Origin of the sequence: Streptomyces sp. GESEQ-35 (genome assembly GCF_017948485.1) — a bacterium.
Classification (GTDB): Bacteria; Actinomycetota; Actinomycetes; order Streptomycetales; family Streptomycetaceae; genus Streptomyces.
In genome coordinates this window covers 66,648-92,978 of record NZ_JAFFSX010000009.1, presented here as the reverse complement: position 1 = coordinate 92,978, position 26,331 = coordinate 66,648, and the positions used below count along the sequence as shown (strand labels likewise).

General features: G+C 69.5%; 22 protein-coding genes. 2 read left to right on the top strand and 20 right to left on the bottom strand.

Translation table 11 applies throughout. The features are described from left to right. Positions 1 to 77 precede the first annotated feature (77 nt). The 4 genes from KCH87_RS19305 to KCH87_RS19290 form a co-directional block, all read right to left on the bottom strand. Positions 78 to 554 carry a GNAT family N-acetyltransferase gene (locus KCH87_RS19305; RefSeq protein ID WP_210587396.1) on the bottom strand — a complete coding sequence of 159 codons (477 nt, stop codon included), beginning with the start codon at positions 552 to 554 and terminating at the stop codon, positions 78 to 80. Then, positions 551 to 1,495, bottom strand: a complete 945-nt coding sequence (locus KCH87_RS19300) for an RluA family pseudouridine synthase (RefSeq protein WP_210587395.1) — start codon at positions 1,493 to 1,495, stop codon at positions 551 to 553. Before KCH87_RS19300 ends, KCH87_RS19305 begins: the two co-directional genes overlap by 4 nt. 43 nt (positions 1,496 to 1,538) lie before the next feature. Then, positions 1,539 to 2,138, bottom strand: a complete 600-nt coding sequence (gene lspA / locus KCH87_RS19295; RefSeq protein ID WP_210587394.1) for a signal peptidase II — start codon at positions 2,136 to 2,138, stop codon at positions 1,539 to 1,541. A 97-nt stretch (positions 2,139 to 2,235) separates the two neighbouring features. Next, a complete protein-coding gene (locus KCH87_RS19290; RefSeq protein WP_210587393.1) occupies positions 2,236 to 3,414 on the bottom strand; it encodes a TraR/DksA family transcriptional regulator in 1,179 nt (392 codons plus the stop codon). A 594-nt stretch (positions 3,415 to 4,008) separates the two neighbouring features. Here KCH87_RS19290 and ileS point away from each other — a divergent pair. Further along, positions 4,009 to 7,146 carry an isoleucine--tRNA ligase gene (gene ileS / locus KCH87_RS19285; protein ID WP_210587392.1) on the top strand — a complete coding sequence of 1,046 codons (3,138 nt, stop codon included), beginning with the start codon at positions 4,009 to 4,011 and terminating at the stop codon, positions 7,144 to 7,146. A gap of 282 nt (positions 7,147 to 7,428) precedes the next feature. On the opposite strand, the gene KCH87_RS19280 is transcribed toward ileS, so the two are convergent. The 16 genes from KCH87_RS19280 to rsmH all read right to left on the bottom strand — a co-directional run bounded on the left by KCH87_RS19280 (position 7,429) and on the right by rsmH (position 25,173). Beyond that, complete coding sequence (locus KCH87_RS19280) at positions 7,429 to 8,580, bottom strand: DivIVA domain-containing protein (protein WP_210587391.1); 1,152 nt, start codon at positions 8,578 to 8,580, stop codon at positions 7,429 to 7,431. Between the two features lie 52 nt (positions 8,581 to 8,632). Further along, a complete protein-coding gene (locus KCH87_RS19275; protein ID WP_007448661.1) occupies positions 8,633 to 8,917 on the bottom strand; it encodes a YggT family protein in 285 nt (94 codons plus the stop codon). A gap of 62 nt (positions 8,918 to 8,979) precedes the next feature. Next, the gene (locus KCH87_RS19270) at positions 8,980 to 9,621 is read right to left on the bottom strand and encodes a cell division protein SepF (protein WP_210587390.1); all 642 of its coding nucleotides are present in this window, start codon (positions 9,619 to 9,621) and stop codon (positions 8,980 to 8,982) included. Positions 9,622 to 9,750: 129 nt separating this feature from the next. Next, positions 9,751 to 10,476: a YggS family pyridoxal phosphate-dependent enzyme gene (locus tag KCH87_RS19265; protein WP_210587389.1), complete on the bottom strand. Its 726-nt coding sequence runs from the start codon at positions 10,474 to 10,476 to the stop codon at positions 9,751 to 9,753. 6 nt (positions 10,477 to 10,482) lie between these two features. Then, positions 10,483 to 11,211 (bottom strand): peptidoglycan editing factor PgeF, encoded by a 729-nt coding sequence (gene pgeF, locus KCH87_RS19260; protein ID WP_210587388.1) that lies wholly within the window; start codon positions 11,209 to 11,211, stop codon positions 10,483 to 10,485. After that, on the bottom strand, positions 11,208 to 12,398 hold the full coding sequence (ftsZ, locus tag KCH87_RS19255; RefSeq protein ID WP_210587387.1) for a cell division protein FtsZ: 1,191 nt from the start codon (positions 12,396 to 12,398) through the stop codon (positions 11,208 to 11,210). The genes pgeF and ftsZ overlap by 4 nt, the downstream gene beginning before the upstream one ends. Before the next feature lie 278 nt (positions 12,399 to 12,676). Next, entirely contained in the window at positions 12,677 to 13,471 is a 795-nt protein-coding gene (locus tag KCH87_RS19250; protein WP_210587386.1) for an FtsQ-type POTRA domain-containing protein, read from the bottom strand. Positions 13,472 to 13,493: 22 nt separating this feature from the next. After that, positions 13,494 to 14,591: an undecaprenyldiphospho-muramoylpentapeptide beta-N-acetylglucosaminyltransferase gene (gene murG, locus KCH87_RS19245; protein ID WP_210587385.1), complete on the bottom strand. Its 1,098-nt coding sequence runs from the start codon at positions 14,589 to 14,591 to the stop codon at positions 13,494 to 13,496. A 6-nt stretch (positions 14,592 to 14,597) separates the two neighbouring features. After that, positions 14,598 to 15,953 carry a putative lipid II flippase FtsW gene (ftsW, locus tag KCH87_RS19240; protein WP_210587384.1) on the bottom strand — a complete coding sequence of 452 codons (1,356 nt, stop codon included), beginning with the start codon at positions 15,951 to 15,953 and terminating at the stop codon, positions 14,598 to 14,600. A 75-nt stretch (positions 15,954 to 16,028) separates the two neighbouring features. After that, positions 16,029 to 17,447 carry a UDP-N-acetylmuramoyl-L-alanine--D-glutamate ligase gene (murD, locus tag KCH87_RS19235; RefSeq protein ID WP_210587383.1) on the bottom strand — a complete coding sequence of 473 codons (1,419 nt, stop codon included), beginning with the start codon at positions 17,445 to 17,447 and terminating at the stop codon, positions 16,029 to 16,031. Next, positions 17,429 to 18,502, bottom strand: coding sequence for a phospho-N-acetylmuramoyl-pentapeptide-transferase (mraY, locus tag KCH87_RS19230; RefSeq protein WP_210587382.1), 1,074 nt, complete (start codon positions 18,500 to 18,502; stop codon positions 17,429 to 17,431). The genes murD and mraY overlap by 19 nt, the downstream gene beginning before the upstream one ends. After that, positions 18,499 to 19,905 (bottom strand): UDP-N-acetylmuramoyl-tripeptide--D-alanyl-D-alanine ligase, encoded by a 1,407-nt coding sequence (gene murF / locus KCH87_RS19225; protein WP_210587381.1) that lies wholly within the window; start codon positions 19,903 to 19,905, stop codon positions 18,499 to 18,501. The genes mraY and murF overlap by 4 nt, the downstream gene beginning before the upstream one ends. A gap of 4 nt (positions 19,906 to 19,909) precedes the next feature. Continuing rightward, positions 19,910 to 21,430 (bottom strand): UDP-N-acetylmuramoyl-L-alanyl-D-glutamate--2,6-diaminopimelate ligase, encoded by a 1,521-nt coding sequence (locus KCH87_RS19220; protein ID WP_210587620.1) that lies wholly within the window; start codon positions 21,428 to 21,430, stop codon positions 19,910 to 19,912. A gap of 171 nt (positions 21,431 to 21,601) precedes the next feature. Further along, positions 21,602 to 23,557: a peptidoglycan D,D-transpeptidase FtsI family protein gene (locus tag KCH87_RS19215; RefSeq protein ID WP_374199008.1), complete on the bottom strand. Its 1,956-nt coding sequence runs from the start codon at positions 23,555 to 23,557 to the stop codon at positions 21,602 to 21,604. A 5-nt stretch (positions 23,558 to 23,562) separates the two neighbouring features. After that, complete coding sequence (locus KCH87_RS19210) at positions 23,563 to 24,132, bottom strand: septum formation initiator family protein (protein ID WP_210587379.1); 570 nt, start codon at positions 24,130 to 24,132, stop codon at positions 23,563 to 23,565. Between the two features lie 84 nt (positions 24,133 to 24,216). Beyond that, positions 24,217 to 25,173, bottom strand: a complete 957-nt coding sequence (rsmH, locus tag KCH87_RS19205; RefSeq protein WP_210587378.1) for a 16S rRNA (cytosine(1402)-N(4))-methyltransferase RsmH — start codon at positions 25,171 to 25,173, stop codon at positions 24,217 to 24,219. Between the two features lie 443 nt (positions 25,174 to 25,616). Between rsmH and KCH87_RS19200 the strand changes: the two genes are divergently transcribed. After that, positions 25,617 to 26,165, top strand: a complete 549-nt coding sequence (locus KCH87_RS19200; protein WP_210587377.1) for a carbonic anhydrase — start codon at positions 25,617 to 25,619, stop codon at positions 26,163 to 26,165. The last annotated feature ends 166 nt before the right edge of the window (positions 26,166 to 26,331 follow it).

The following is a 26,331-nucleotide window of genomic DNA, read 5'->3' as shown; positions in this document are numbered from 1 at the left end:
CGGCGGTCTAGACGATCAAGTACACCCAGACGCCCAGCGTGCCACGCACACCCGTTGTTTCCGGTCCTTCCTGGCTCCTAGAGAGACCGTCGCATCGCTCGATGCGGTATCCCCGCGTCCAGGAATTCCGGCCCGTACGCCGCGTACCCCAACCGCTCGTAGAACCCCGTCGCCTGGGTCTGCGCATGCAGATCCACGGCCCGCAGCCCACGCGCGCGTGCCGCGTCCTCGATGGCCCGCACCAGCGCCGCTCCCAGGCCCAGCCCGCGTGCCGCCTCCGTCACCGCGAGCCTGCCGAGCGAGCCGACCGACGGATCACCGCCGTTCTTCGCGGCGGCGGCCTCGCCGCACAGCAGGCGCCCGGCCCCGAGCGGCACCCCGTCCTCCCGCACGGCCAGCACATGCACCGCTACGGCGTCGTAGGCGTCGTACTCGAGATCCTCGGGCACGCCCTGCTCGACGACGAAGACCTCCTTGCGCACGGCGAAGCACACCTCGCGGTCGGCGGGACCGTCGGCGACCCGGACCCCGTACGACGGCGCGGGGGAGCTCATCCGTACGTCTCCTCGCGGACCTGGTCCAGCGCCTTCTGGAGGTCGGCCGGGTAGTCGCTCGCGAACTCGACCCACTGCCCGTCCCCGGGGTGCTCGAAGCCGAGCCGTACGGCGTGCAGCCACTGGCGGGTCAGGTGCAGCCGCTTGGCGAGGGTCGGGTCGGCGCCGTAGGTCAGGTCGCCGACGCAGGGGTGGCGGTGGGCGGCCATGTGGACGCGGATCTGGTGGGTGCGGCCGGTCTCCAGCTTCACGTCCAGCAGGGAGGCCGCGCGGAACGCCTCGATGAGGTCGTAGTGCGTCACGGACGGCTTGCCGTCGGCCGTGACCGCCCACTTGTAGTCGTGGGTGGGGTGGCGGCCGATGGGCGCGTCGATGGTGCCGCTGGTCGGGTCGGGGTGACCCTGGACCAGCGTGTGGTAGCGCTTGTCGACCGTGCGCTCCTTGAACTGACGCTTCAGTGAGGTGTACGCGCGCTCGGACTTGGCGACCGCCATCAGACCCGACGTGCCGACGTCGAGGCGGTGCACGATGCCCTGGCGCTCCGCGGCGCCGGACGTCGAGACGCGGTATCCGGCGGCGGCGAGCCCGCCGATGACGGTCGGCCCCGACCAGCCCGGGCTCGGGTGCGCGGCCACGCCGACCGGCTTGTCGATCACGACCACGTCCTCGTCGTCGTGAATGATCTCCATGCCCTCGACCGGCTCGGCCACGACCTGCACCGGCGCGGGCGCCTGCGGCATCTCGACCTCGAGCCAGGCGCCGCCGTGCACCCGCTCGGACTTCCCGACCACCGAGCCGTCGACCGTGACCTTCCCCGCCGCTGCCAGCTCGGCGGCCTTGGTACGGGAGAAGCCGAACATGCGGGAGATGGCGGCGTCGACGCGCTCGCCCTCCAGGCCGTCGGGCACGGGCAGGGTACGGATCTCGGGAACGGTGCTCACCCGTCGAGTATGCCGGACACCACCGACACCCCCGAACGCGTGCTCAGTCCTTGTGGACGGTGCCATCCGGGTCGAGCCCCCGGAACGACAGCAGCACGATCAGGATGCCGCCGCACACGATCGCCGAGTCGGCCAGGTTGAACACCGCGAAGTGCTTGGGCGCGATGAAGTCGACGACCGCGCCCTCGAAGACGCCCGGCGAGCGGAAGATCCGGTCGGTGAGGTTGCCGAGGGCACCGCCGAGCAGCAGGCCGAGCGCGATCGCCCAGGGCAGGCTGTACAGCTTGCGGGCGAGGCGGGCGATCACGACGATCACGGCCGCCGCGATCACGGTGAAGATGATCGTGAAGGCCTCGCCGAAGCCGAAGGCCGCGCCCGCGTTGCGGATCGCCTCGAACTTCAGCCAGTCCCCGATGATCTCGATCGGCTCGTGGTGTTCCAGCTTGGCGACCACGATCATCTTGCTGATCAGGTCCAGGGCGTACGCGAACGCGGCCACGGCGAACAGAACGGCGATCCGGCGCTTGCCCCTGGGCCGCTCACCGGTGCTCTCCTGCCCATCAGGGCTGGGCGACTGCTCCGACTCCGCTCCAGCCCCCTCGGGGGAATCCGGCGTACCGATGATGCGCTCCGCCTCTGCCACGTGAGTCCCTCAACCTAGGTGCCTGACTGAGCACGAGGGTACGGCACGCCTCCTGGGACCCATGTGCGCAGGAGGCGTACGACGACTCGGCCGCCGGTCAGTACCGGCGCTCCTGCTTCTGCTTGCACTCGACGCACAGAGTGGCCCGCGGGAAGGCCTGCATGCGGGCCTTCCCGATGGGGTTCCCGCAGTTCTCGCACAGGCCGTACGTGCCCGCGTCGAGCCGCTTCAGGGCGCGCTCCGTCTGGATGAGCATCTCGCGCGCGTTGGCGGCGAGGGCCAGTTCGTGCTCTCGCGTGATGTTCTTGGTACCGGTGTCCGCCTGGTCGTCGCCCGCGCCGTCCCCGGAGTCCCGCATCAGACCCGCGAGCGACTCTTCGGACGACGTGATCTCGGTGCGCAGCCGCGTCCCCTCGGACAGCAGCTCGGCGCGTGCCTCCGCGACCTCCTCCGGGGTCCAGGGGTCCTCACCCGGGCGCACCGCGAGCTCGCCCGGCACCACCGCCGCGGCAACCCGTGCCTTGGGAACGGCGGTCTTCGCCGCCGTGGCCGTTACAGAAGTCTTCTTCGCAACCACCGTCGTGGCTCCCGTCTGCTTCGCGGCCTCGGCCGCGCCCACCGTCTTGGCCGTGCTCTTCTCGGCCGTGCTCTTCTTGGCCGCACTCTTCTTGGCCGCGCTCTTCTTGGAGGTGCTTTTCGCAGGCGAGCCCTTCGGGGTGCCGCCCTGCTCGGCGGCACTCTTCGGAGCGGCTGTCTTCTTCGCGCCCGCCTTCTTTGTGGCGTCCGCCGTGGCGTCCTTCTTCGCGGCGGCCTTCTTCGGTACGGCTTCCTTGGCCACCGCCTTCTTGGCAGTCGTCTTCTCGTCCGCAGCCTTCGATGTCGCCGTCTCTTTCCTGACGGCGGTCTTCTTGACGGCCGTTTTCTTGGCGACCGTTTCCCTGGTGGCTGTCTTCTTCGTGGCTGTCTTCTTGGCGGCCGATTTCTTCACGGCCGCCTTGGATGCCACGGCCTCCTTCTCAGCCACCGCCTTCTTCTCAGCCACCGCCTTCTTCTCAGCCACCGCCTTCTTCTCAGCCACTGCTTTCTTCTCTGCCGCCGCCTTCCCTCGGGCGGTAGCCCCCCGCGCCGTCTTCACCGGTTTCGCTGCCTTCCCCGCCTCCCCCGCGGAACCCCCCTGCGCGCTCTTCTTGCCGCTCACGTCCTTGGCCGCACCACCGGAGGTACTCGCGGCCTTGCCGGACGCCGACTGCTGTACAGCGGTCTTCTTCGCCACCATGGCCGCGGCCCCTTCACATATTGTGATCTTGCTCGCGAATCGTGCTGGGACGATAAATCGACTTGAGTCCCGCGGCAACGGGGCACGCCGCCCGATTCGCCCGCCCCGCAAGCGCCGGGCGGGAAGCCTTCATCCGTTGTGCCCAGCTCGCCGCCGGGTAATCCGCCCAGCCCGACGTCCCAGGATCCGAACGCGCGCACCTGACCAATCGGGTCATCCCGGGACCCGCCGCCCGTCCTCCGCCGGCCACCGGAAATCCGGTCGGCCACTGTCCGCGCGGCGCCGTACACTGGGCGGAGCGAAAAGCGTGGATGGGGACGAGTAGCGGCGTACGCAGCCCAGAGCGACCCGGGGACGGTGAGAGCCCGGGGGCGAGCGCGACGCGAAGATCACCCCGGAGCCGCCGGAAGAAACCCTGTGAAGGGTGGTAGACCCGGCATCGCGACCCCAATGAGGGGGCTCACTGGTGTGCACGGCACACCGGGGAGCCAAGGAGGGTGGTACCGCGGGAGCGCGCCGAAGGCGGCGTAAGGAAAGACGTAGCTCTCGTCCCTCCGGTCGGAAGGCAGAAAGTCCGCCGGAGGAAGCTCGCTGATGACAACGCCGACGTACCGCCAGGTGCCCGCCCAGGTCGACCTGCCCGCGCTCGAGCACGCCGTGCTCGATATCTGGCGTGAGCAGAAGATCTTCGCCAAGACCCTGGAGCAGTCCGAGGGCCGCCCCGAGTGGGTGTTCTACGAGGGCCCGCCCACCGCGAACGGCATGCCGGGCGCCCACCACATCGAGGCCCGCGTCTTCAAGGACGTCTTCCCTCGCTTCCGCACCATGCGCGGCTACCACGTGGCCCGCAAGGCGGGCTGGGACTGCCACGGCCTGCCGGTGGAGCTGGCGGTCGAGAAGGAGCTCGGCTTCTCCGGCAAGAAGGACATCGAGGCGTACGGCATCGCCGCCTTCAACGCCAGGTGCCGCGAGTCGGTGACCCGCCACACGGACGCCTTCGAAGAGCTCACGACCCGCATGGGCTACTGGACCGACCTCAATGACCCTTACCGCACGATGGACCCCGAGTACATCGAGTCCGTCTGGTGGTCTCTGAAGGAGATCTTCAACAAGGGCCTGCTGGTCCAGGACCACCGCGTCGCCCCCTGGTGCCCGCGCTGCGGCACCGGTCTGTCCGACCACGAGCTGGCGCAGGGCTACGAGACGGTCGTCGACCCGTCCGTGTTCGTCCGTTTCCCCCTCACCTCCGGTCCGCTCGCCGGCGAGGCCGCGCTCCTCGTCTGGACGACGACCCCCTGGACCCTGGTCTCCAACACGGCCGTCGCCGCCCACCCCGAGGTCACCTACGTAGTGGCCACGAACGGCGAGGAGCAGCTCGTCGTCGCCGAGCCGCTCGTCGCCAAGGCCCTCGGCGAGGGCTGGGAGACCACCGGCCAGACCTTCACCGGCGCCGAGATGGAGCGCTGGACATACCAACGCCCGTTCGAGCTCGTGGAGTTCCCCGAGCCCGCCCACTACGTGGTCAACGCCGAGTACGTCACGACCGAGGACGGCACGGGTCTGGTCCACCAGTCCCCCGCCTTCGGTGAGGAGGACCTCAAGGTCTGCCGCGCGTACGGCCTGCCCGTCGTGAACCCGGTCCGCCCCGACGGCACCTTCGAGGAAGACGTCCCGCTCGTCGGCGGCGTCTTCTTCAAGAAGGCGGACGAAAGGCTCACCGAAGACCTCCAGCAGCGCGGCCTGCTCTTCAAGCACATCCCGTACGAGCACAGCTATCCCCACTGCTGGCGCTGCCACACCGCGCTCCTCTACTACGCGCAGCCGTCCTGGTACATCCGCACCACAGCCATCAAGGACCGCCTCCTCCAGGAGAACGAGAACACCAACTGGTTCCCGGACACGGTCAAGCACGGCCGGTACGGCGACTGGCTGAACAACAACATCGACTGGGCCCTGTCCCGCAACCGCTACTGGGGCACCCCGCTGCCCATCTGGCGCTGCGAGGACGACCACCTCACGGTCGCCGGCTCCCGCGCCGAGCTGACCGAGCTGACGGGCACCGACCAGTCGGGGCTCGACCCGCACCGCCCGTTCATCGACGACGTCACCTTCGACTGCCCGCAGTGCGCCAAGCCGGCCACGCGCGTGCCGGAGGTCATCGACGCCTGGTACGACTCGGGTTCGATGCCGTTCGCGCAGTGGGGCTACCCGTACAAGAACAAGGAGCTCTTCGAGGCCCGCTACCCGGCGCAGTTCATCTGCGAGGCCATCGACCAGACCCGCGGCTGGTTCTACACGCTGATGGCGGTCGGCACGCTGGTCTTCGACAAGTCCTCGTACGAGAACGTCGTCTGCCTCGGCCACATCCTCGCCGAGGACGGCCGCAAGATGTCCAAGCACCTGGGCAACACCCTGGATCCGATCCCGCTGATGGACCGGCACGGCGCCGACGCGGTCCGCTGGTTCATGGCGGCCGGCGGCTCCCCGTGGGCGGCACGCCGCGTGGGCCACGGCACGATCCAGGAGGTCGTCCGCAAGACCCTCCTCACCTACTGGAACACGGTCGCCTTCCAGGCCCTGTACGCCCGCACCTCCAACTGGGCCCCGAGCGAGGCCGATCCGGCCCCGGCCGACCGCCCGCTCCTGGACCGCTGGCTGCTGTCCGAACTGCACGCGCTCACCGACCAGGTCACCCAGTCCCTGGAGTCGTACGACACCCAGCGCGCCGGCAAGCTCCTGTCGGCGTTCGTCGACGACCTGTCCAACTGGTACGTACGACGCTCCCGCCGCCGCTTCTGGCAGGGCGACAAGGCCGCGCTGCGCACGCTGCACGAGGTCGTCGAGACCGTCACGAAGCTGATGGCCCCGCTGACGCCGTTCATCACGGAGCGGGTCTGGCAGGACCTGGTCGTGCCGGTCACGCCGGGCGCCCCGGAGTCGGTGCACCTGACGTCCTGGCCGGAGGCGGACCTGTCCGCCATCGACCCTGAGCTGTCCCATCAAATGGTGCTCGTACGACGGCTGGTCGAGCTGGGCCGTGCCACGCGCGCGGAGTCGGGCGTCAAGACCCGTCAGCCGCTGTCGCGGGCGCTGGTGGCGGCGACGGGCTTCGACTCCCTGGACCGCGAGCTGCACACGCAGATCACGGAGGAGCTGAACGTCTCCTCGCTCGCGTCGCTGAGCGAGGTCGGCGGCAGCCTGGTGGACACGACCGCGAAGGCCAACTTCCGCGCCCTGGGCAAGCGGTTCGGCAAGCGCGTCCAGGACGTGGCGAAGGCCGTCGCCGACGCGGACGCGGCGGCGCTGTCCCTGGCGCTCCGCGAGGGCACGGCGTCGGTGGAGGTCGACGGCGAGACGGTCACCCTCGCTCCCGACGAGGTGATCATCACGGAAACCCCGCGCGAGGGCTGGTCCGTGGCGTCGGACTCCGGTGCGACGGTCGCCCTGGACCTGGAGATCACCGAGGAACTCCGCCAGGCCGGCCTCGCCCGTGACGCGATCCGCCTGATCCAGGAGGCCCGCAAGAACAGCGGCCTCGACGTGGCCGACCGCATTGCGCTCCGCTGGGAGGCGACGGATCCCGCAGTGATCGCCGCTCTGTCGGAACACTCGGAGTTGATCGCCGACGAGGTCCTGTCCACGGACTTCGCCCAGGGCGAGGCGGACGACACGTATGGCTCCGCCTTTGCCGACGAGGGACTGACCCTGACGTTCCGCCTGCGTAAGGCGTAGCACTCCGCTGGAAGGCCCCGCGTCTGCCGAGCAAGGTCTCGTCTGCCCGTGCGGCTGGTCCGTGGCTGATCGCGCAGTTCCCCGCGCCCCTTCAGGGCCCGGGCCGCCAAGAAAAACTTGGTCGGCCCGGGCCTTCGGCGTTGTGTGCGTCGGACACGCCACCCAGGCCCGAACAAGCACCGCAAACTCCCGCGAACGCGCACAGCAAAGGGCGGGGCCCCGGATCAAAAACCCGGGGCCCCGCCCTGAACGCTGCCGACGCCTACGCCGTACTACGAACCGTCAGTTGTCGTCCTCGTCAATGAGGAACCCCCGCATCGGCGAGGGAGCCTGCCCCATCGGGCCCGGACCCTGCGGCCGCACCGGCGCCATCGGCTGGGTCATCGCCGGCGACATCTGCTGCTGGCCGCCGTAGGACGGAGCGGCAGGAGACGGGGCACCGCCCATCGCCGGGTTGCCGTACGACGGCGCACTCGCACCGGCCGGAGCCATGGAAGGCGCCGGGGACGGCGGGAGGGAAGCCGTGGCCGGGGCGCGCGGCGGAGCCAGCGAGTCGTCGGCCTGGGTCTCCAGCTGACGCAGCTGCGACTCCAGGTACGACTTCAGCCGCGTGCGGTACTCGCGCTCGAAGCCGCGCAGGTCCTCGACCTTGCGCTCCAGCGTGGCGCGGGCGGACTCCAGGGAGCCCATCGCGACACGGTGCTTCTCCTGCGCGTCCCGCTCAAGGGCATCGGCCTTGGCACGAGCGTCACGCTCGAGACCCTCGGCACGCGAACGTGCCTCGCCGACGATCTTGTTGGCCTCGGAACGGGCCTCGGCGATCGCCTGGTCGGCGGTCTGCTGGGCCAGCGAGAGGACACGGGCGGCGCTGTCGCCACCAGGGCCCTGACCGGGGCCGCCCATCGGACCGCCCATGGGGCCGCCCATCGGGCCACCCATCTGCTGCTGCATCGGGGGCTGGCCACCCATGTGACCCTGACCCATCGGGCCCTGGCCCATCGGACCGGGACCCTGCGGGCCACCCTGACCGCCAGGACCGGCGGGCAGCTGCGGTGCACCGCTCGGCAGCTGGGGCGGGCCACCCATGGGGCCACCCATCTGCTGCTGCGGCGGGCCCGATATGCCGGCGGGCACGGGGGCGCCCGGCCCTCGCATGCCCTGCTGCGGCATACCGCCCTGTTGCGGCATCCCACCCTGCTGCTGGTCCTGCGGACCGGGACCCTCCGGGGGCTTGCGCATGTTCTGCTGGTTCTGGGCAGCAGCACGCGTGGCCGCGGCCAGCTTGGCGCGCAGGTCCTCGTTCTCGCGGAGCAGGCGGGTCAGTTCGGCTTCGACCTCATCGAGGAAGGCATCGACCTCGTCCTCGTCATAGCCTTCTCGGAGGCGGACGGTCGTGAACTGCTTGTTCCGCACGTCCTCGGGGGTCAACGGCATCTCTTCACCTCAACGTAGTCGTCGGCATCGGCAAGACGGTAGTTCACATCGCTCACAGCCGGCTCACGATCGAGATCAGGATGTAGACGATGATCATCAGTACGAAGAAGGACAGGTCAAGCGCCACGCCCCCGAGACGCAGCGGCGGAATGAACCGCCGCAGAAGCTTGAGCGGTGGATCAGTGACAGTGTAGGTGGCCTCCAGAACGACCACCATCGCCTTGCCGGGTTGCCATGAGCGGGCGAACTGGAAGACGTAGTCCATGACCAACCGGAAGATCAGCACGATGAGGAAGCACATCAGCGCGATGTAGACGACATCCAGGACCACGCTCATGACCCTTGCTTCCCTCTCCCCTGATCCATGCTTTTCGGTACTGCTGTTTCCGGTGGTGCGTCTCAGCTCTGGTTGAAGAACCCGCCCTCTGCGATACGGGCCTTGTCCTCCGCCGTGACATCGACGTTAGCAGGCGACAACAGAAACACCTTCTGCGTCACCCGCTCGATGCTGCCGTGAAGACCAAACACCAAACCGGCCGCAAAGTCGACAAGTCGCTTGGCGTCTGTGTCATCCATCTCAGTCAGATTCATGATCACCGGGGTGCCCTCACGGAAGTGTTCCCCGATGGTACGGGCCTCGTTGTAGGTCCGCGGGTGGAGTGTGGTGATCCGGTAAGGCTCTCGTTCCGACACGACCTTGGGCATGATCACCGGTGCGTTCTTCTCCATGCTTTGACGTTCTTGTGTGATGGACGCCACGGGCGCGATGCGCGCCGGACGCCCGGATTCCGCGGACAGTGCGGCAGCGTGGGGCACCGGATCGCGCGGCGCCGGAGGCTGCACCACTCGTACCGATTCATCCCTTTGGGACTGGTGTGATCCGTGGGACTGGTGCGACGGTTCGTGTCGCCGATGGTCCCGCTCGGGCTCCGGATCCAGCTCGGGCTCGAAGTCGTCGTCGGGGTCGAAACCGCGGCCGTCGTACCCATCGTCCTCCACGAGGCCGAGGTAGACCGCCATCTTGCGCATCGCGCCGGCCATTGCTCTGAGTCCTCCGCTCTGTGGTGGATCGGCTGACGACTGCCAAGTGCCAGGGATCCACGAGGTCGTTACGCCCGCTGTTCAGCGGTAATGACCATATTTTCTGCTGTGGTCCGACTCTTGGCGACGTTACCCGAGCCTAGGGCGGACTCCGAGTACCGCGGTGCCGACGCGCACATGTGTCGCTCCGGCTGCCACAGCCTGTTCGAGGTCCGCGCTCATTCCTGCCGAGACCATGTTCGCAGCCGGATGCCTCCGGCGCAGGTCAGTCGACAAATCCATCATGCGCTCGAACGCCGCCAGTTCGCGTCCCGCGTACTCACCGGTGAGCGGCGCGACGGTCATCAGTCCGTCCAGCCGCAGCCCCTCGGACCCGGCCACCAGATCGGCCAACTCCGTGATTCCGCCGGGTGCCACGCCGCCCCGCTCCCCTCTCCCGCCCGCGCCCGCGCCCGCGTCGAGCGCGACCTGGATCAGGCAGCCCACCTCACGCCCGGCCCGCACGGCCTCCCTGGAGAGTGCCGTCACCAGCTTGGAACGGTCGACGGACTGCACGAGATCCGCGTAACCGACCACGGAGCGCACCTTGTTGGTCTGCAACTGACCGACAAAGTGCCAGGCGAGGGGCAGATCCGAGCATTCGGCGGCCTTGGGCGCCGCGTCCTGGTCGCGGTTCTCGGCGACGTCCCGCACACCGAGTTCCGACAGGATGCGCACATCGCTCGCCGGGTACGTCTTGGTGACCACGATCAGGGTCACCTCTTCACGCTTACGCCCGGCGGCCACGCACGCGGCGACGATGCGCTCCTCCACTTTCGCCAGGTTTACGGCGAGTTCGCCCTTACGGTCCGTCATGCCCCATCAGTCCAGCCAGACATAGCTCGCGAGCCGACCGGTGGTGCGGTCGCGGCGGTACGAGAAGTGATCGCCCGACTCCAGCGTGCACACCGGCGACTGCTCCCGGTCGCGCACCCCGAGCCGGTCGAGCTGTGCGTGCACACCGGCGCTCACATCGACCGCCGGCGTGCCCCAACTCGTCTCGGCGTACGCCGTCGGCTCGACGGCGGCCACCTCGGCGCGCATCGCCTCCGGCACTTCGTAGCACCGCCCGCAGACGGTGGGTCCGGTGCGGGCGACGATCCGGGACGGCTCGGCACCCAGGTCCGTCATCGCGCGTAGCGCGGCGGGGACGACTCCGGCGATCATGCCGGGCCGACCCGCGTGAGCTGCGGCGACGACCCCGGCGACCGGGTCGGCGAGGAGCACGGGCGTGCAGTCGGCGGTGAGAACGGCGAGGGCGAGACCGCGCTGCACGGTCACGATCGCATCGACCTGTGGAACGGGCCGGTCTCCCCAGGGCCCGTCCACCACCGCAACGTCGTTGCCGTGCACCTGGTTCATCCAGACCACGTCGGCCGGATCGATATCCAGCGACTTGGCGGCCAGTTCGCGATTGGTCCGTACGGCGTCTGCGTCGTCGCCGACCGCGCCGCCGAGGTTGAGCTCCTCATACGGAGCGGCGCTCACCCCGCCCCACCGGTCGGTGAAGGCGAAGTGCGCGCCGCTCACGTGTCCGCGCTGTCCTATCACTTCAGGAAGTCCGGCACGTCCAGCTCCTCGGCCGCGCTGTCCGAGTAGGACCGGGACGGCGGGACCGGCGGGGCGACCGGGATGTCGTTCACCGGCTCCGGCGCGGGCTCCGGCTCCTCCTTCGGCTTGACGCTGCCGAGCGAGCCGAAGGACGGACGGCTCTCGGCCTGCCGTACCGGAGTCGGCTCCTCACGCTTGACCGAGGACGAGCCGAGGATGTTGTCCCGCTTCGACGGCGGCTGACCCCCGTCGAAGCCGGCCGCGATCACGGTGACCCGTACCTCGTCGCCGAGGGCGTCGTCGATGACCGCGCCGAAGATGATGTTGGCCTCCGGGTGGGCGGCCTCGCTGACCAGCTGGGCGGCCTCGTTGATCTCGAACAGGCCGAGGTCGGAGCCGCCGGAGATGGAGAGCAGGACTCCGCGGGCGCCGTCGATGGACGCCTCCAGCAGCGGCGAGGAGATCGCCATCTCGGCGGCGGCCACGGCGCGGTCGTCGCCGCGGGCCGAGCCGATGCCCATCAGGGCCGAACCGGCCTCGGACATGACCGACTTGACGTCGGCGAAGTCGAGGTTGATCAGACCGGGCGTGGTGATGAGGTCGGTGATGCCCTGAACACCGGAGAGCAGGACCTGGTCGGCCGACTTGAAGGCGTCGAGGACCGAGACCTGGCGGTCCGAGATGGACAGCAGCCGGTCGTTCGGGATGACGATGAGGGTGTCGACCTCTTCGCGGAGTTCGGCGATGCCGTCCTCTGCCTGGTTGGCGCGGCGCCGCCCCTCGAAGGTGAACGGGCGGGTGACCACGCCGATGGTGAGGGCGCCGAGGGTCCGGGCGATGTTGGCCACGACGGGCGCGCCGCCGGTGCCGGTGCCGCCGCCTTCACCGGCCGTCACGAAGACCATGTCGGCCCCCTTGAGGACCTCTTCGATCTCCTCACGGTGATCCTCGGCGGCCTTCCGGCCGACGGCCGGGTTGGCTCCGGCGCCTAGTCCGCGGGTGAGTTCGCGGCCGACGTCGAGCTTGACGTCGGCGTCGCTCATCAACAAGGCCTGGGCGTCGGTGTTGATGGCGATGAACTCGACACCCTTGAGACCGACCTCGATCATCCGGTTGATGGCATTGACACCACCGCCGCCGACACCGATGACTTTGATGACTGCGAGGTAGTTCTGCGGTGCTGCCACGTCGAAGGCCTCTCGCCTCGAGTTACGTGTCGCCCTCTCGCGGGTGCGCCGCGATCCGACGACTGATGCCGATTGGGACGGTCCGAACGCCGACCCGAACCCTAACGCTGAAGTTTAGGGTTACCAGTGTGTCTGTTCCCTGGACTCTTCTGAACAGGACACTAAGTCGACAAGTGGCGCACGTTCAACGAACACGCCGAACCTCCCGTTTTTCTTTTCACCCTATGTGATCAGGCGTAGCACTGCCCAACCAGGGTGCTGGCCTGCGCGGATGTGCGTCAACTCCCCGATGACGCAGGGGCGGTGGGAACGCTGACATCGAAGTGCCGCGCATCCGGCGATGCTTTCATGAGAGCCGTGAGAGTGCGCGCCTTCGCGGCTCCGTTCTCCGCACTCCCCCAGTCGACGGTCCGGCCGTCGCTCAACTCCAGTGAGATCTCGTCGTACGAACTCACCTTGACGGTCCGGGTGTCACGGGCGACGGCGGCCGGAATGGCACCGGCGGCGTGTACGGCCTCGCGCACCAGTCGGCCCTCGCCGAAGCGGCGCAGGCTCACGGCGCTGGAGCCCTTGCGGGACGGCGTCAATTCGAGTGCGGGGATGCCTTTCGGGGCCTCGGAAACCGTGGCGAATCGGACACCTTCATCGTCCACTTCGATGAACTTTCCGCCCTTTTCAACAATCAGAACCGGAACTCGCTCAATCACTTTCAGGCCGATTCCATGGGGCCACGAGCGGACCACGTCAACCGAGTCAATTCGGGGCAATTTTCGGCTCAGCCGTGCCTCGATCGCATCGGTTTCGACGGAAATCAGCGGCGCCCCGACCGGTACGTCGGCGGCCTCGCGCACCTGAGACGGCGTCAGCACCCGTGTCCCCGCGACCGATACGCGCTCCACGCGTAGCCACTTCGAGCCGTAGAGCAGCCAGACCGAGCCGGCCCCGACCAGCATCAGGGCCACAGCCAGGATGACGATCATACGAAGCCTCGCTCGCCGCAAGCGTCGTACGGGAGGCGGGCCGGCCGACTCCTGCTGGCTTTCACCGCGTTCGGCGGTCGTCGGTCCGGCCACGCTCCCTGCCCTCCGTCAAGTCTCAGTGACGTGCACGACGCGAGGCGATCGCCTCGTACACCATCCCGACGAGCAGTTCGTCGGCATCCCGGCGGCCGAACTCGCTGGCGGCGCGGGACATCTCGTACAGCCGGTGCGGGTCGGCGAGCACGGGCAGGACGTTCTGCTGCACCCACTGGGGGGTGAGTTCCGCGTCGTCGACCAGCAGCCCGCCGCCGGCCTTGACCACCGGCTGGGCGTTCAGCCGCTGTTCGCCGTTGCCGATGGGCAGCGGGACATAGGCGGCCGGGAGTCCGACGGCGGAGAGTTCGGCGACGGTCATCGCGCCCGCACGGCAGAGCATCATGTCGGCCGCCGCGTATGCGAGGTCCATCCGGTCCACGTACGGTACAGGGATGTACGGGGGCATTCCCGGCATCTGCTGCACCTGCGGCAGTTCGTTCTTCGGGCCGACCGCATGCAGGATCTGGATCCCGGCCTGCTGGAGGTAGGGGGCGACCTGCTGGACCACCTCGTTGAGGCGGCGGGCGCCCTGGGAGCCACCGGAGACCAGCAGCGTGGGCAGGTTGGGGTCGAGGCCGAACAGGTGCCGCGCCTCGGGGCGGGCGGCGGCCCGGTCGAGGGTGGCGATGGAGCGGCGCAGCGGGATGCCGATGTAGCGGGCGTCACGCAGCTTGCTGTCCGGGGTGGAGACGGCCACCTTGGCGGCGTACCGCGAGCCGATCTTGTTGGCGAGGCCGGGGCGGGCGTTGGCCTCGTGGATGATGATCGGCACGCCCAGGCGCTTGGCGGCGAGGTAGCCGGGCAGGGCGACATAGCCGCCGAAGCCGACGACCGCGTCCGCCTTGGTGCGCTCCAGGATCTGCTCGGCCGCCTTGATCGTGCCGCGCAGCCGGCCCGGGACGGTGATCAGCTCGGGGGTTGGCTTGCGCGGCAGGGGTACGGCGGGGATCAGCGCGAGATCGTAACCGCGCTCGGGTACGAGTCGGGTCTCCAGACCGCGCTCCGTGCCCAGGGCCGTGATTCCCACGGTGGGGTCCTGCCTGCGCAGGGCGTCCGCGAGGGCGAGCGCGGGCTCGATGTGGCCGGCGGTCCCCCCACCGGCGAGTACGACATGCACCGAAATTCACCGCTCTCCGGACGAGCGCGCCGCCGAGGCACGCCGTCGCATCGTGTTCCATCTCCGAGGCCCCCGCACAGGGCCTCCCGCCCGCTTTCTGCCGAAGCGGGGTTGCCGCATCGACAGCGCCGCCCGCGCAGCGGGCTCGTCGCGTGCGAAGGCGATCAGCAGCCCGATGGCGAACATGGTCGGCAGCAGGGCGGAACCTCCGTAGGAGAACAGCGGGAGGGGGACGCCGGCGATCGGCAGCAGACCGAGCACCGCACCGATGTTGATCACTGCCTGAGCGGTGATCCAGGTCGTCACACCTCCCGCGGCATACCTCACGAAGGGGTCCTCCGTGCGTCCGGCCACGCGGATACCCGCATAGCCTAGAGCCGCGAAGAGGGCGAGCACCGACAGCGTCCCCGCCAGGCCCAGTTCCTCACCGGTGACGGCGAAGATGAAGTCCGTGTGCGCTTCGGGGAGTTGGCCCCATTTTTCCACACTCGCACCGAGTCCGGAACCGAAGAGTCCGCCGGAGGCCAGCGCGTAGATGCCGTGCACGGCCTGCCAGCAGTCCGCGGCGCCCGTGCCGGGCTCGGTGGCGCCGATACAGGCGAAGCGGGCCATGCGGTTCGGGCTGGTCTTGATCAGGATCGCGCCCACGAAGGCCGCGCCCGACAGCACTCCGACGAACAGCCTGGTGGGCGCCCCCGCCAGCCACAGCAGGCCGAAAAGAATCGCGGTGAGGATGATCGCCGTACCCATGTCGCCGCCGAGCATGATCAGCCCGAGCAGCATGAAAGCCACCGGAACGAGCGGCACCAGCAGGTGCTTCCACTGGGTGAGCAGCTTCTTGTCCTGCTTGCGGGCGAGCAGGTCGGCGCCCCACAGCACCAGCGCGAGCTTGCCGAACTCACTGGGCTGGAGCTGGAAGGGGCCGCCGATGGAGATCCAGTTCTGGTTGCCGTTGACCGCCAGCCCTATCCCGGGCACCTGCACCAGGGCCATCAGGAACACGGCGCCCGCCAGCATCGGGTAGGCCAGCGCCCGGTGCAGCTTGACCGGCATCCGCGAGGCGGCGAACAACAGCGCCGCGCCGATGACGGCGGCCAGGAACTGCTTGCGGAAGAAGTACGACCCCGGCAACGACAGCTGTAGCGCGGTGATCTGGGAGGCCGAGTAGACCATCACAAGACCGAGCACGGTGATCAGCAGGCTGCCGCCCAGGATCAGGTAGTACGCCGTCAGCGGGCGGTCCCAGGCCTTTCGGACGCGCGCGTACAGCCGTTGTACGGGGTTCTCGTGCGGGGTCCGGGACGACGCCGGCCGCCCGACCCGCTGCTGCACGGGCGGGCGTCCGGTACGGCTACTGGGCATCGGTGCCTCCGCTGTACGTCGGCCTCGACGGCTCCACGCGTCCCTCCCAAGGTCGCCCGGCAGGCGGCGGCCGGGTCAGGCGCCGAGTTCGCGAACCGCCTCCGCGAACGCGTCTCCGCGCTTGTTGTAGTTGGCGAACATGTCCATGGAGGCACAGGCAGGTGCCAACAGCACCGTGTCTCCGGCAACAGCGAGTCGCCGCGCCTCCTGGACCGCCGCGAGCATCGCCCCAGTGTCGGTCCGGTCGAGGTCGACTACGGGTACCTCGGGCGCGTGTCGCACAAGGGCTTCACGGATCAGCGCCCGGTCGGCGCCGATCAGCACCACCCCGCGCAGCCGCTGCGCCGACTTGGCGACCAGCTCGTCGAAGGTCGCTCCCTTGGCCAGACCGCCCGCGATCCAGACGATCGAGTCGTACGCCGCCAACGAGGCCTCGGCCGCGTGCGTGTTGGTCGCCTTGGAGTCGTCGACGTAGGCGACCCCGTCCACGTCGGCGACGTGCGCGATGCGGTGGGCGTCCGGCGTGAAGTTCCTGAGCCCGTCCCGTACGGCCGTGGCGGGCACCCCGAAGGCACGCGCGAGGGCCGCCGCGGCAAGGGCATTGGCGATGTTGTGCGGGGCGGGCGGACGGACGTCCGTGACCTCGGCCAGCTCCTGGGCGCTCTGCTGCCGGTTCTCCACGAAGGCGCGGTCGACCAGGATGCCGTCCACGACGCCGAGTTGGGAGGGGCCGGGGGTGCCGAGGGTGAAGCCGACCGCCCGGCAGCCCTCCTCGACGTCGGCCGCACGGACCAGGTCCTCGGTGGCCTTGTCGGCGACGTTGTAGACGCAGGCGACGCGATTGCCCTCGTAGATGCGGCCCTTGTCGGCGGCGTACGCCTCCATGGAGCCGTGCCAGTCGAGGTGGTCGGGGGCGAGGTTCAGGACGGCGGCGGAGTGGGCGCGCAGGGAGGGTGCCCAGTGGAGCTGGTAGCTGGAGAGTTCGACCGCCAGGACGTCGTACTGCTCCTCGCCGAGGACCGCGTCCAGCAGGGAGATGCCGATGTTGCCGACGGCCGCCGTGCGCAGGCCCGCCGCCTTCAGGATCTCGGCGAGCATCTGGACGGTGGTGGTCTTGCCGTTGGTGCCGGTGACCGCCAGCCAGGGCGCCGCGTCCGGGCCGCGGAGCCGCCAGGCCAGTTCGACGTCGCCCCAGATCTCGATGCCGGCGGCGCGTGCCGCCGTGAACAGCGGCTTGTCCGGCTTCCAGCCGGGTGCGGTGACGATCAGGTCGGTGCCCTCGGGCAGGGTCGCGCCGTCGCCGAGGCGGACGGTGATGCCGAGCGCCGTGAGTTCCGCGGCCTGTTCACGCGCGCGTGCGTCATCGCCGTCGTTGACGACGGTGACCTGCGCGCCGAGGCCGTGCAGGACCTTGGCCGCCGGGACGCCGGAGACGCCGAGTCCGGCGACGGTGACACGCTTCCCCTGCCAGTCGGTCACTTCTCTGCTGCCCATCCCGCGTAGAAGAGGCCCAGTCCGACGATCACACAGATGCCCTGAATGATCCAGAAGCGGACCACGACGAGCACTTCTGACCAGCCCTTGAGTTCGAAGTGATGCTGGAGTGGCGCCATTCGGAAGACGCGCTTGCCGGTCATGCGGAAGGAGCCGACCTGGATGACCACCGACATGGTGATCAGGACGAACAGGCCACCGAGGATGGCGATCAGCAGCTCGGTGCGGGAGCAGATCGCCAGACCCGCGAGCACACCGCCGAGCGCGAGCGAACCGGTGTCGCCCATGAAGATCTTGGCGGGCGAGGTGTTCCACCACAGGAAGCCGAGACAGGCGCCCATCAGCGCGGAGGCGATGACGGCGAGGTCGAGTGGATCTCGTACCTCGTAGCAGGCGTTCGGGTTCGTCAGGGTCTCGCCGTTGGCGCAGGACTCCTGGAACTGCCACACGCCGATGAAGGTGTAGGCGCCGAAGACGAGGACGGAGGCGCCGGTGGCCAGGCCGTCCAGACCGTCCGTCAGGTTCACGCCGTTCGACATCGCGAGAATCATGAACAGCGCCCAGACGACGAACAGCACCGGGCCGATGGTCCAGCCGAAGTCCGTGATGAACGACAGCTTCGTCGAGGCCGGCGTCTGTCCCCGGGCGTCCTCGAACTGGAGTGAGAGCACCGCGAAGGAGATACCGACGATCAGCTGGCCGGCCATCTTCGCCTTGGCCCTGAGGCCCAGCGACCGACGCTTGACGATCTTGATGTAGTCGTCGAGGAAGCCGACGAGACCCATGCCCGTCATCAGGCCCAGCACCAGCAGCCCGGAGAAGGTGGGCTCGTAGCCGGTGATCACCTTGCTGAGGAAGTAGGCGGCGATGGTCGCGAAGATGAAGGCGATACCGCCCATCGTCGGCGTACCGCGCTTGCTGGCGTGCTCACGCGGGCCGTCGTCCCGGATGTACTGGCCGTAGCCCTTGCGGGCCAGCAGCTTGATCAGCAGCGGGGTGCCGACCAGGGTCAGAAAGAGGCCAATGACTCCTGAGAACAGGATCTGCTTCATCATCGGGCGGAAACCTCACCCTCGGCACCGGTCTCGACGAGCGCCTGCGCCACGCTCTCGAGCCCGACCGACCGGGACGCCTTCACGAGTACGACGTCTCCCGGGCGCAATTCGCTGCGCAACAGGTCGACCGCCGCCTGTGCGTCGGACACGTGCACCGACTCCTCACCCCACGAACCCTCGTTATATGCGCCCAGTTGGAGCCAGGACGCTTCCCTGCCCCCGACCGCGACGAGCTTGCTGACGTTGAGCCGGACGGCGAGCCGTCCGACCGCGTCGTGCTCGGCGAGAGCCTCGTCCCCGAGCTCGGCCATCTTGCCGAGCACCGCCCAGGTCCGCCGCCCCTTGCCCATGGCCGCGAGCGCGCGCAGGGCGGCTCGCATGGACTCGGGGTTCGCGTTGTAGGCGTCGTTGACGACCGTCGCGCCGTCCGGGCGCTCCGTGACCTCCATCCGCCAACGGGAGAGGGAGCCGGCCTCGGAGAGCGAGGTGGCGATCTCTTCCGCGGACATGCCCAGCTCATGGGCGACGGCGGCCGCGGCGAGCGCGTTCGACACGTGGTGCTCACCGTACAGGCGCATGGTCACGTCGCTTGCACCGGAGGGTGTGTGGAGAGTGAAAGCAGGCTGTCCACTGTCCGTGAGCCGCACGTTCTCGGCGCGTACGTCCGCTTCGCCGGACTCTCCGAAAAGGATCACCTTCGCCTTCGTACGGGATGCCATGGCCCGTACGAGGGGATCGTCCGCGTTGAGGATCGCGGCGCCGTCTTCGGGGAGGGCCTCGACGAGTTCGCCCTTCGCCTGTGCGATCTGCTCGCGGCCGCCGAACTCGCCGATGTGGGCGGTGCCGACGTTCAGGACGAGGCCGATCTTCGGGGGCGTCAGATCCGTGAGATAGCGGATGTGGCCGATACCGCGGGCGCCCATCTCCAGGACGAGGAACTTCGTCTCCTCGGTGGCGCTGAGCGCGGTCAGCGGCAACCCGATCTCGTTGTTGAACGAGCCGGGCGTCCACACGGTCGGCGCCTTGCGCTGGAGCACCTGGGCGATGAGGTCCTTGGTGCTGGTCTTGCCTGCGGAGCCGGTGAGTGCCACGAGGGTCGTGCCGAGCCGTCGTACGACATGACGCGCGAGCGCGCCGAGGGCCGCCTGGACGTCCTCGACCACGATGGCGGGGACGCCCACGGGGCGGGACGCCAGGACGGCGGCCGCCCCCGCTTCGACGACCGCGGCCGCGAAGTCGTGGCCGTCCACGCGCTCACCGGCGAAGGCGACGAAGAGGCTGCCGGGGCCCGCCTCACGGGAGTCCCGGACGACCGGTCCCGTGACCTGGACGGACGGATCCGGTATGTCGTGGGTCTGCCCGCCGACGACTGCTGCGATCTCGGCGAGAGAGAGGGCGATCACAAGTTCATCCCTGGGTCTTCTGGATAGCTTCGCGAAGCACCTGGCGGTCGTCGAAGGGACGGACGACTCCGGCGATGTCCTGGCCCTGCTCGTGGCCCTTGCCCGCGACCAGCACGGTGTCCCCGGGCTGCGCGCGGGCGGCGGCGGCGGCGATCGCGGCGGCCCGGTCCTCGAAGACCTGGACCTCGCCGCGCTCATGTGCTGGTACGGACGCCGCGCCCTGAAGCATGGTTGCGAGGATCGCCAGGGGGTCCTCGGAGCGGGGGTTGTCGGAGGTCAGTACGGCGGTGTCGGCGAGCCGGGCCGCGGCGGCGCCCATCGGCTCGCGCTTGGTCTTGTCACGGTCGCCGCCGCAGCCGAGCACGATGTGCAGTTTGCCCTCGGTGACCTTGCGCAGGGCCCGGAGCACCGACTCGACGGCGTCGGTCTTGTGGGCGTAGTCCACGACCGCGAGATACGGCTGTCCGGCGTCCACCCGCTCAAGACGGCCCGGCACGCCCGGCACGGCGGCGATGCCGTCGGCGGCGGCCTGCGGGTCGAGGCCCGCGACGGCGAGGGCGACGATTGCGGCGAGGGTGTTGGCCACGTTGAAGGGCCCGGCGAGGGGCGACCTGGCAGCGATCCGCTCGCCCTTGGGACCGATGGCGGTGAACGCCGAGTCCATGGGCCCGACCTGTACGTCATCGGCACGCCAGTCGGCGTCGGGGTGGCCCTCGGCGGAGAACGTGACGACCGGGACGGCGGACTCCTTGGCGAGCCGGCGACCGTACTCGTCGTCGAGGTTGACGACGCCGCGTTTGCTGCGTTTCGGCGTGAACAGCTGTGCCTTGGCCCGGAAGTAGTCCTCCATGTCGGAGTGGAACTCCATGTGTTCCGGGCTGAGATTGGTGAAGACGGCGATGTCGAAGACGCAGGCGTCGACCCGGCCGAGGACCAGCGCGTGGCTGGAGACCTCCATGGCGACCGCCTCGACACCGCGCTCGCGCATGACGGCGAACAGGGCCTGGAGGTCGGTGGCTTCGGGGGTGGTGCGTTCGGACTTGATGCGCTCGTCGCCGATGCGCATCTCGACCGTGCCGATGAGTCCGGTCGCCTTGACCGTCTTCAGGCCGCCTTCCACGAGGTAGGCGGTCGTGGTCTTGCCGGAGGTGCCGGTGATGCCGATCTGGAGCAGATCGCGGCCGGGATGGCCGTAGATCGTGGCCGCCAGCTCGCCCATCCGTCCGCGCGGGTCGTCGACGACCAGCACCGGGAGCCCGGTCGCTCCGGCGCGTTCGGCGCCGGTCGGGTCGGTCAGCACGGCGACCGCGCCGAGGCCGGCGGCCTGCGTCACGAAGTCGGCGCCGTGCATGCGGGCCCCCGGGAGGGCGGCGTACAGGTCGCCGGGGCGGACCGCGCGCGAGTCATGGGTGATGCCCGTGACCTCGGCGGCGACTTCCGGCTGCGCGACACCCAGCTGGTCGGCGAGCTCCGCGAGGGCTGTGGCGGAGACCTGAGTCGGCCTGGGCGGTCCCGGATATGTCACGGGTGCGCCCTTCTGGGTGGTTTGGGACTGATCAGCTTGTGGCACGGCGGTGAGCGTACCGGGCCCACCCGCCTCGGAGCGAAGTGAGGGCGGGGGCAGGCCCTGGTTCCCGGAATCGGGGGTGTTCGTTGTCACGAGGTGGTTCCTGGTGGCTCGGTGGCTCGGTACTGATCAGGGTCCGTAGTTGACCGGGAGCTTGGCGGCCTTGGCCCCGGTCGGCGGGACCTGGAGGGACTTCAGCGCGAACTCCATGACCTGCTTGTAGACAGGTCCGCAGATCTGGCCGCCGAAGTAGCTGCCCGCGGTGGCGTTCTGGATGGCGCAGTAGACCGTGATGCGGGGGTTGTCGGCGGGCGCGAACCCGGCGAACGACGAGGTGTAGCCGTGGTACTGGCCGGTGGCCGGATCCACGCGGTTGGCGGTGCCGGTCTTGCCCGCGACGCGGTAGCCGGGAATCCGCGCCTTGGTGCCGGTGCCGTCCCGGTCGTCCACGACGGACTCCAGCATCTGGGCGAGGGTCTTGGCCGTCTTCTCGCTGACGACCCTGCTCTTCTTGGGCGTCGAGGCGGGAGTGAAGAGGCCGTCGGCGCCCGTGGTGCCGCGTACGAGCGAGGGCTCCACGCGTACGCCACCGTTGGCGATCGTGGAGTAGACGGACGCCGCCTGCATCGCGTTGATGGACACGCCCTGGCCGAAAGGAATCGTGTACTGCTGCGAGGTCGACCACTGGCCGGGCGGCGCGAGGATGCCCTTGGTCTCGCCGGGGATACCCAGCCCGGTGTAGCTGCCGAGGCCGAACTTGCGCAGGTAGGAGTAGAGGACCTGGTTGGACTCGGCCTGGGTCTTGCCGAGCTGGCCGGTCGCCAGGATCGTGCCGATGTTGCTGGACTTGGCGAGCACGCCGTTGAGCGTCAGGTACCAGGTGTCGTGGTCGATGTCGTCCTTGAACAGCCGGTCGCCGCGGTGCAGTCGGTTGGGCACGACGACATGCGTCTGCGGAGTCGCGACACCCTCTTCGAGTACGGCGGCCATCGACATGACCTTGGCGGTGGAGCCGGGCTCGTACGCGTCCTCGATGGCCCAGTTGTGCAGGGACTCCGCGTCGGCCTGGGAGAGGTCGCCCGGGTCGAAGCCGGGCGAGTTGGCCATGGCCAGGATCTCGCCGGTCCGGGTGTCCTGAACTATCACGTACCCGCGGTCCGCCTCGGACTCCCGCACCTGGTCCGTGATCGCCTTCTGGGCGGCCCACTGGATGTCGCGGTCGATGGTCAGCTCGACGTCGCTGCCGGGCACGGCGGGCGTCTCGGTGGAGCCCACGGTGGGGACCTGGCGGCCGCCGGACTGGGCGTAGCGGATCTTGCCGTCCTTGCCGGCCAGCTCGGAGTTCAGCTGCTGCTCGACACCGCCGCCGCCCTTGCCGTCGGCGTTGACCCAGCCCAGTATCCCGGCGGCGAGGTCGCTGTTGGGGTAGACCCGCTTGCTGGTGGGGTCCGCGAGGATGCCCGCGAGGACGTTGACCGTGCTCTTGTCGCTCGCGGCCTTGGTGGCGAGCGTGCTCTTCAGGTCCTTGATCTGCTGCCAGACCTGGGGCGTCTGCCGACGCGCCAGCAGGGCGTAGCGGAGCTCCTTGTTCTCCGGCCTGAGCTTCTTGACCAGGCCGTCCTGGTCCACGCCGAGGATCGGGGCGAGGAGCGCGGCGGCCTGTTCGGGTGCGTCGTCGATCTTCAGCTGCTCAGGGCTGAACAGCGTGGGGTCGGCCGTGATGTCGTACGCGTCCTCGCTGGTCGCGAGTGCGACGCCGTTGCGGTCGGTGATCTCACCGCGCTCGGCGGCCAGGGTGCGGCCCACATACCGGTTCTGCCCGGCCTTGGCGGCCAGGGTGTCGGCGTCGACGGCCTGGACCTGGAGCAGTCGCACGACGAACGCGATCAGCACGAGGGTCAGCGCGAGGCTGACCAGACGCAGCCGGGGGCGGGGGCTGCCCAGCCGGATGACACCGGGGCGGGCGGTGGGCGGGCCGGGGCGGCGGGCCGGGCGCGCGCCCGGACCCGGACGTCGCTGGCTCCGAGGGCGGTCGGGCCGGGCCGGGCCGGGCACTCGGCGGCGCGGCGGTTCCCTGTCGGACACTTCCGTCACCTGCCGGGGGTCGTGGTCGGGGTGGGGGTGGCGAGGGGGGCCTGTGGTGCGGGCGCAGCGGGCGTCTGCGGTACGGCGGCGGCCGGTGCAGCGGGCGTCGGGGGCGCCGTCGGGTCTGCCGCCGTGTCTGCCGCCGGGCCGGCCGGCAGCGCCTCGGGGGCGAGGACGAGCGGGGCGTACGCGTCGGACTGGACGGCGTCGGCGGGTGAGGGGACGCCCTTCACGGTGCCGTCGGGGTCGAGGAAGGCGGGGTCGCCGCCGGGGACCATGCCGAGTTCGCGGGCGCGGCGCTGGAGGGCGTCGGGGGCCGAGTAGGTGTCCACGTCCCGCTGGAGAGCCTGTTCCTCGTCGGTGAGGCTCTTGGTCTCCTTCTGGAGGTCGTCGAGCTGGAACGCCCCTTCGCTGAGCGCCGAGTTCAGCACCAGGAGCCCGATGAGGCCGCCGCCGAGCAGGAGGACGACCAGGAGGACGAAGGGGGTACGGGCGGCCTGGCTGCGGCCGGTCGCTCCCGGGAAGAGCCGGGCAAGACGGGCCGCCCGACCCCTCAGTTGGGGTTTCCTACTCACTCGCCCTCCCCCGAGTCCGGTTCCCCAACTCACTCAGACCGTACCGAGTCCGGTTTCCCAACTCACTCAAACCCCTCACACCCCTCACTCCACGTCCTCCCTGACGCGCTGAGCTCCGCGCAGTCGCGCCGGTGCCGCTCTCCGGTTCTCGGCGACCTCTTCCTCCGTGGGAAGTTCGGCACCGCGGGTGAGCAGCTTGAGCCGGGGCTGGTACTGCTCGGGGACGACCGGCAGCCCGGGGGGCGCGGTGGTGGCGGCGCCGGCCGCGAACACCTGCTTGACCAGCCGGTCCTCCAGCGAGTGGTACGACAGGACGGCGATGCGTCCGCCCACGTCGAGCGTCTTCACGGCGGCCGGGATCGCCCGCTCCAGGACCGAGAGTTCCCCGTTGACCTCGATACGCAGGGCCTGGAAGGTGCGCTTGGCCGGATTGCCGCCGGTGCGCTTGGCGGCCTGCGGCAGCGCGTCCCGGATCAGCTCCACGAGCCGGGCGCTGTTGCTGAACGGCTCCTTCTCGCGCTCGCGCACGACCGCGCCCACGATCCGCTTGGCCTGCTTCTCCTCGCCGTACGCGCGCAGGATCCGGACGAGTTCACCCGGCGGGTAGGTGTTGAGGACCTCGGCGGCGCTGACGCCGGTCGTCTGGTCCATGCGCATGTCCAGGGGCGCGTCCTGGGCGTAGGCGAAGCCGCGGTCGGCCTCGTCGAGCTGCATGGAGGAGACGCCGAGGTCGAACAGGACGCCCTGCACGCGCGCGATGCCGAGCCGTTCCAGGACGTCGGGCAGCTCGTCGTACACGGCGTGCACCAGGGTGGCCCGATCACCGAAGGGCGCGAGCCGCTCGCCGGACAGGCGCAGGGCCTCCTTGTCCCGGTCGAGGGCGACCAGCCGGGCCTCGGGAAACCGGGTGAGCAGGGCTTCACTGTGGCCGCCGAGGCCGAGCGTGCAGTCGACGACCACTGATCCCGGGGTCTGGAGAGCGGGGGCCAACAGGTCCAGGCACCGCTGGAGCATCACCGGGACGTGTCGACTCTGGCTCAAGGGGCCCTCTCAGTTCCGGCGGGCCCGCACGCACCGCCGGGTCCCCGCCCTCCCCCGACAATCCGGGGGGACCCCCAGAGAAGGGGAGGCCGGCCGGCGCCGGAAGCGTCAGCCGACCGGGAGCGGGAGGAGGCCGAGCCGTACGTACGCGCCGCGCACGCGAGGAGATCTCCGGAAAATCACCGGGGTCTCCGGGGAATTCAGTCCAGCAGGGAGAGTCTCGCCTCCCGCTTCGCGTCACTTTAGTCCACGCTGTCTCGCGGTCAATCAACCGGCCTGCGCGTCGCGGCTCGGGGCACACACGAAGCGGTCCGGCGCGGAAAACCACTCGTCCGGACGCTCTCCGGTCCATCTTGTGGGTTACCTCACAACAAGACTCAATGACGTTCTTTGTCCCCTCCCGCAGCGGGCCGCGATCGCACGTGACCAGTACCGTCATGGGTATGACGACTTCTGCATCGGTACCCGCTGGTCCCGAGGGCGCCATATCGGCCGGCGAGACCGTTACCGACCGCCTCGTCGAGGCCAACGAGCGGTATGCCGCCGCCTTCACCGATCCGGGGATGGACGCCCGGCCCGTTCTCCAGGTCGCTGTCGTGGCCTGTATGGACGCCCGACTCGACCTGCACGACGCGCTCGGCCTGGAGCTGGGCGACTGTCACACCATCCGCAACGCCGGCGGAGTGGTCACCGACGACGTGATCCGCTCCCTGACCATCAGCCAGCGTGCACTCGGCACGCGCAGCGTCGTACTCATCCACCACACCGGCTGCGGCCTGGAGAGCCTCACCGAGGATTTCCGGCACGACCTGGAGATGGAGGTCGGCCAGCGCCCCGCCTGGGCGGTGGAGGCCTTCCGGGACGTCGACCAGGACGTACGGCAGTCGATGCAGCGGGTGCGCACCTCGCCGTTCCTCTTGCACAGCGACAACGTGCGGGGCTTCGTATTTGACGTGAAGACCGGTCTGCTGCGGGAGATCGATCCCGCGTAACCGTCCGTATCGACCCGTGTAACCACCCGCCAAAGCTGTCGTTTCGCTGTTGATTTCCGGTCCCGTGGCCCCCAAAAGGCCATAAGACCGGCAAATCGCGGCCAGTTGTCCACAGGCGAGTGACACGAATCGGTAACGGCAGCAAGAATGCGGGTGTGGCGTCACG

Excerpts from the sequence above, each read along its gene's own strand:
- KCH87_RS19290 (WP_210587393.1), bottom strand. The coding sequence starts at position 3,414 with ATGGTGGCGAAGAAGACCGCTGTACAGCAGTCGGCGTCCGGCAAGGCC.
- KCH87_RS19200 (WP_210587377.1), top strand. The coding sequence starts at position 25,617 with ATGACGACTTCTGCATCGGTACCCGCTGGTCCCGAGGGCGCCATATCG.
- KCH87_RS19305 (WP_210587396.1), bottom strand. The coding sequence starts at position 554 with ATGAGCTCCCCCGCGCCGTCGTACGGGGTCCGGGTCGCCGACGGTCCC.
- ftsW (WP_210587384.1), bottom strand. The coding sequence starts at position 15,953 with ATGCCCAGTAGCCGTACCGGACGCCCGCCCGTGCAGCAGCGGGTCGGG.
- ileS (WP_210587392.1), top strand. The coding sequence starts at position 4,009 with ATGACAACGCCGACGTACCGCCAGGTGCCCGCCCAGGTCGACCTGCCC.
- mraY (WP_210587382.1), bottom strand. The coding sequence starts at position 18,502 with ATGATGAAGCAGATCCTGTTCTCAGGAGTCATTGGCCTCTTTCTGACC.
- KCH87_RS19270 (WP_210587390.1), bottom strand. The coding sequence starts at position 9,621 with ATGGCCGGCGCGATGCGCAAGATGGCGGTCTACCTCGGCCTCGTGGAG.
- murD (WP_210587383.1), bottom strand. The coding sequence starts at position 17,447 with ATGGGCAGCAGAGAAGTGACCGACTGGCAGGGGAAGCGTGTCACCGTC.
- KCH87_RS19275 (WP_007448661.1), bottom strand. The coding sequence starts at position 8,917 with ATGAGCGTGGTCCTGGATGTCGTCTACATCGCGCTGATGTGCTTCCTC.
- KCH87_RS19280 (WP_210587391.1), bottom strand. The coding sequence starts at position 8,580 with ATGCCGTTGACCCCCGAGGACGTGCGGAACAAGCAGTTCACGACCGTC.
- KCH87_RS19265 (WP_210587389.1), bottom strand. The coding sequence starts at position 10,476 with ATGACGGACCGTAAGGGCGAACTCGCCGTAAACCTGGCGAAAGTGGAG.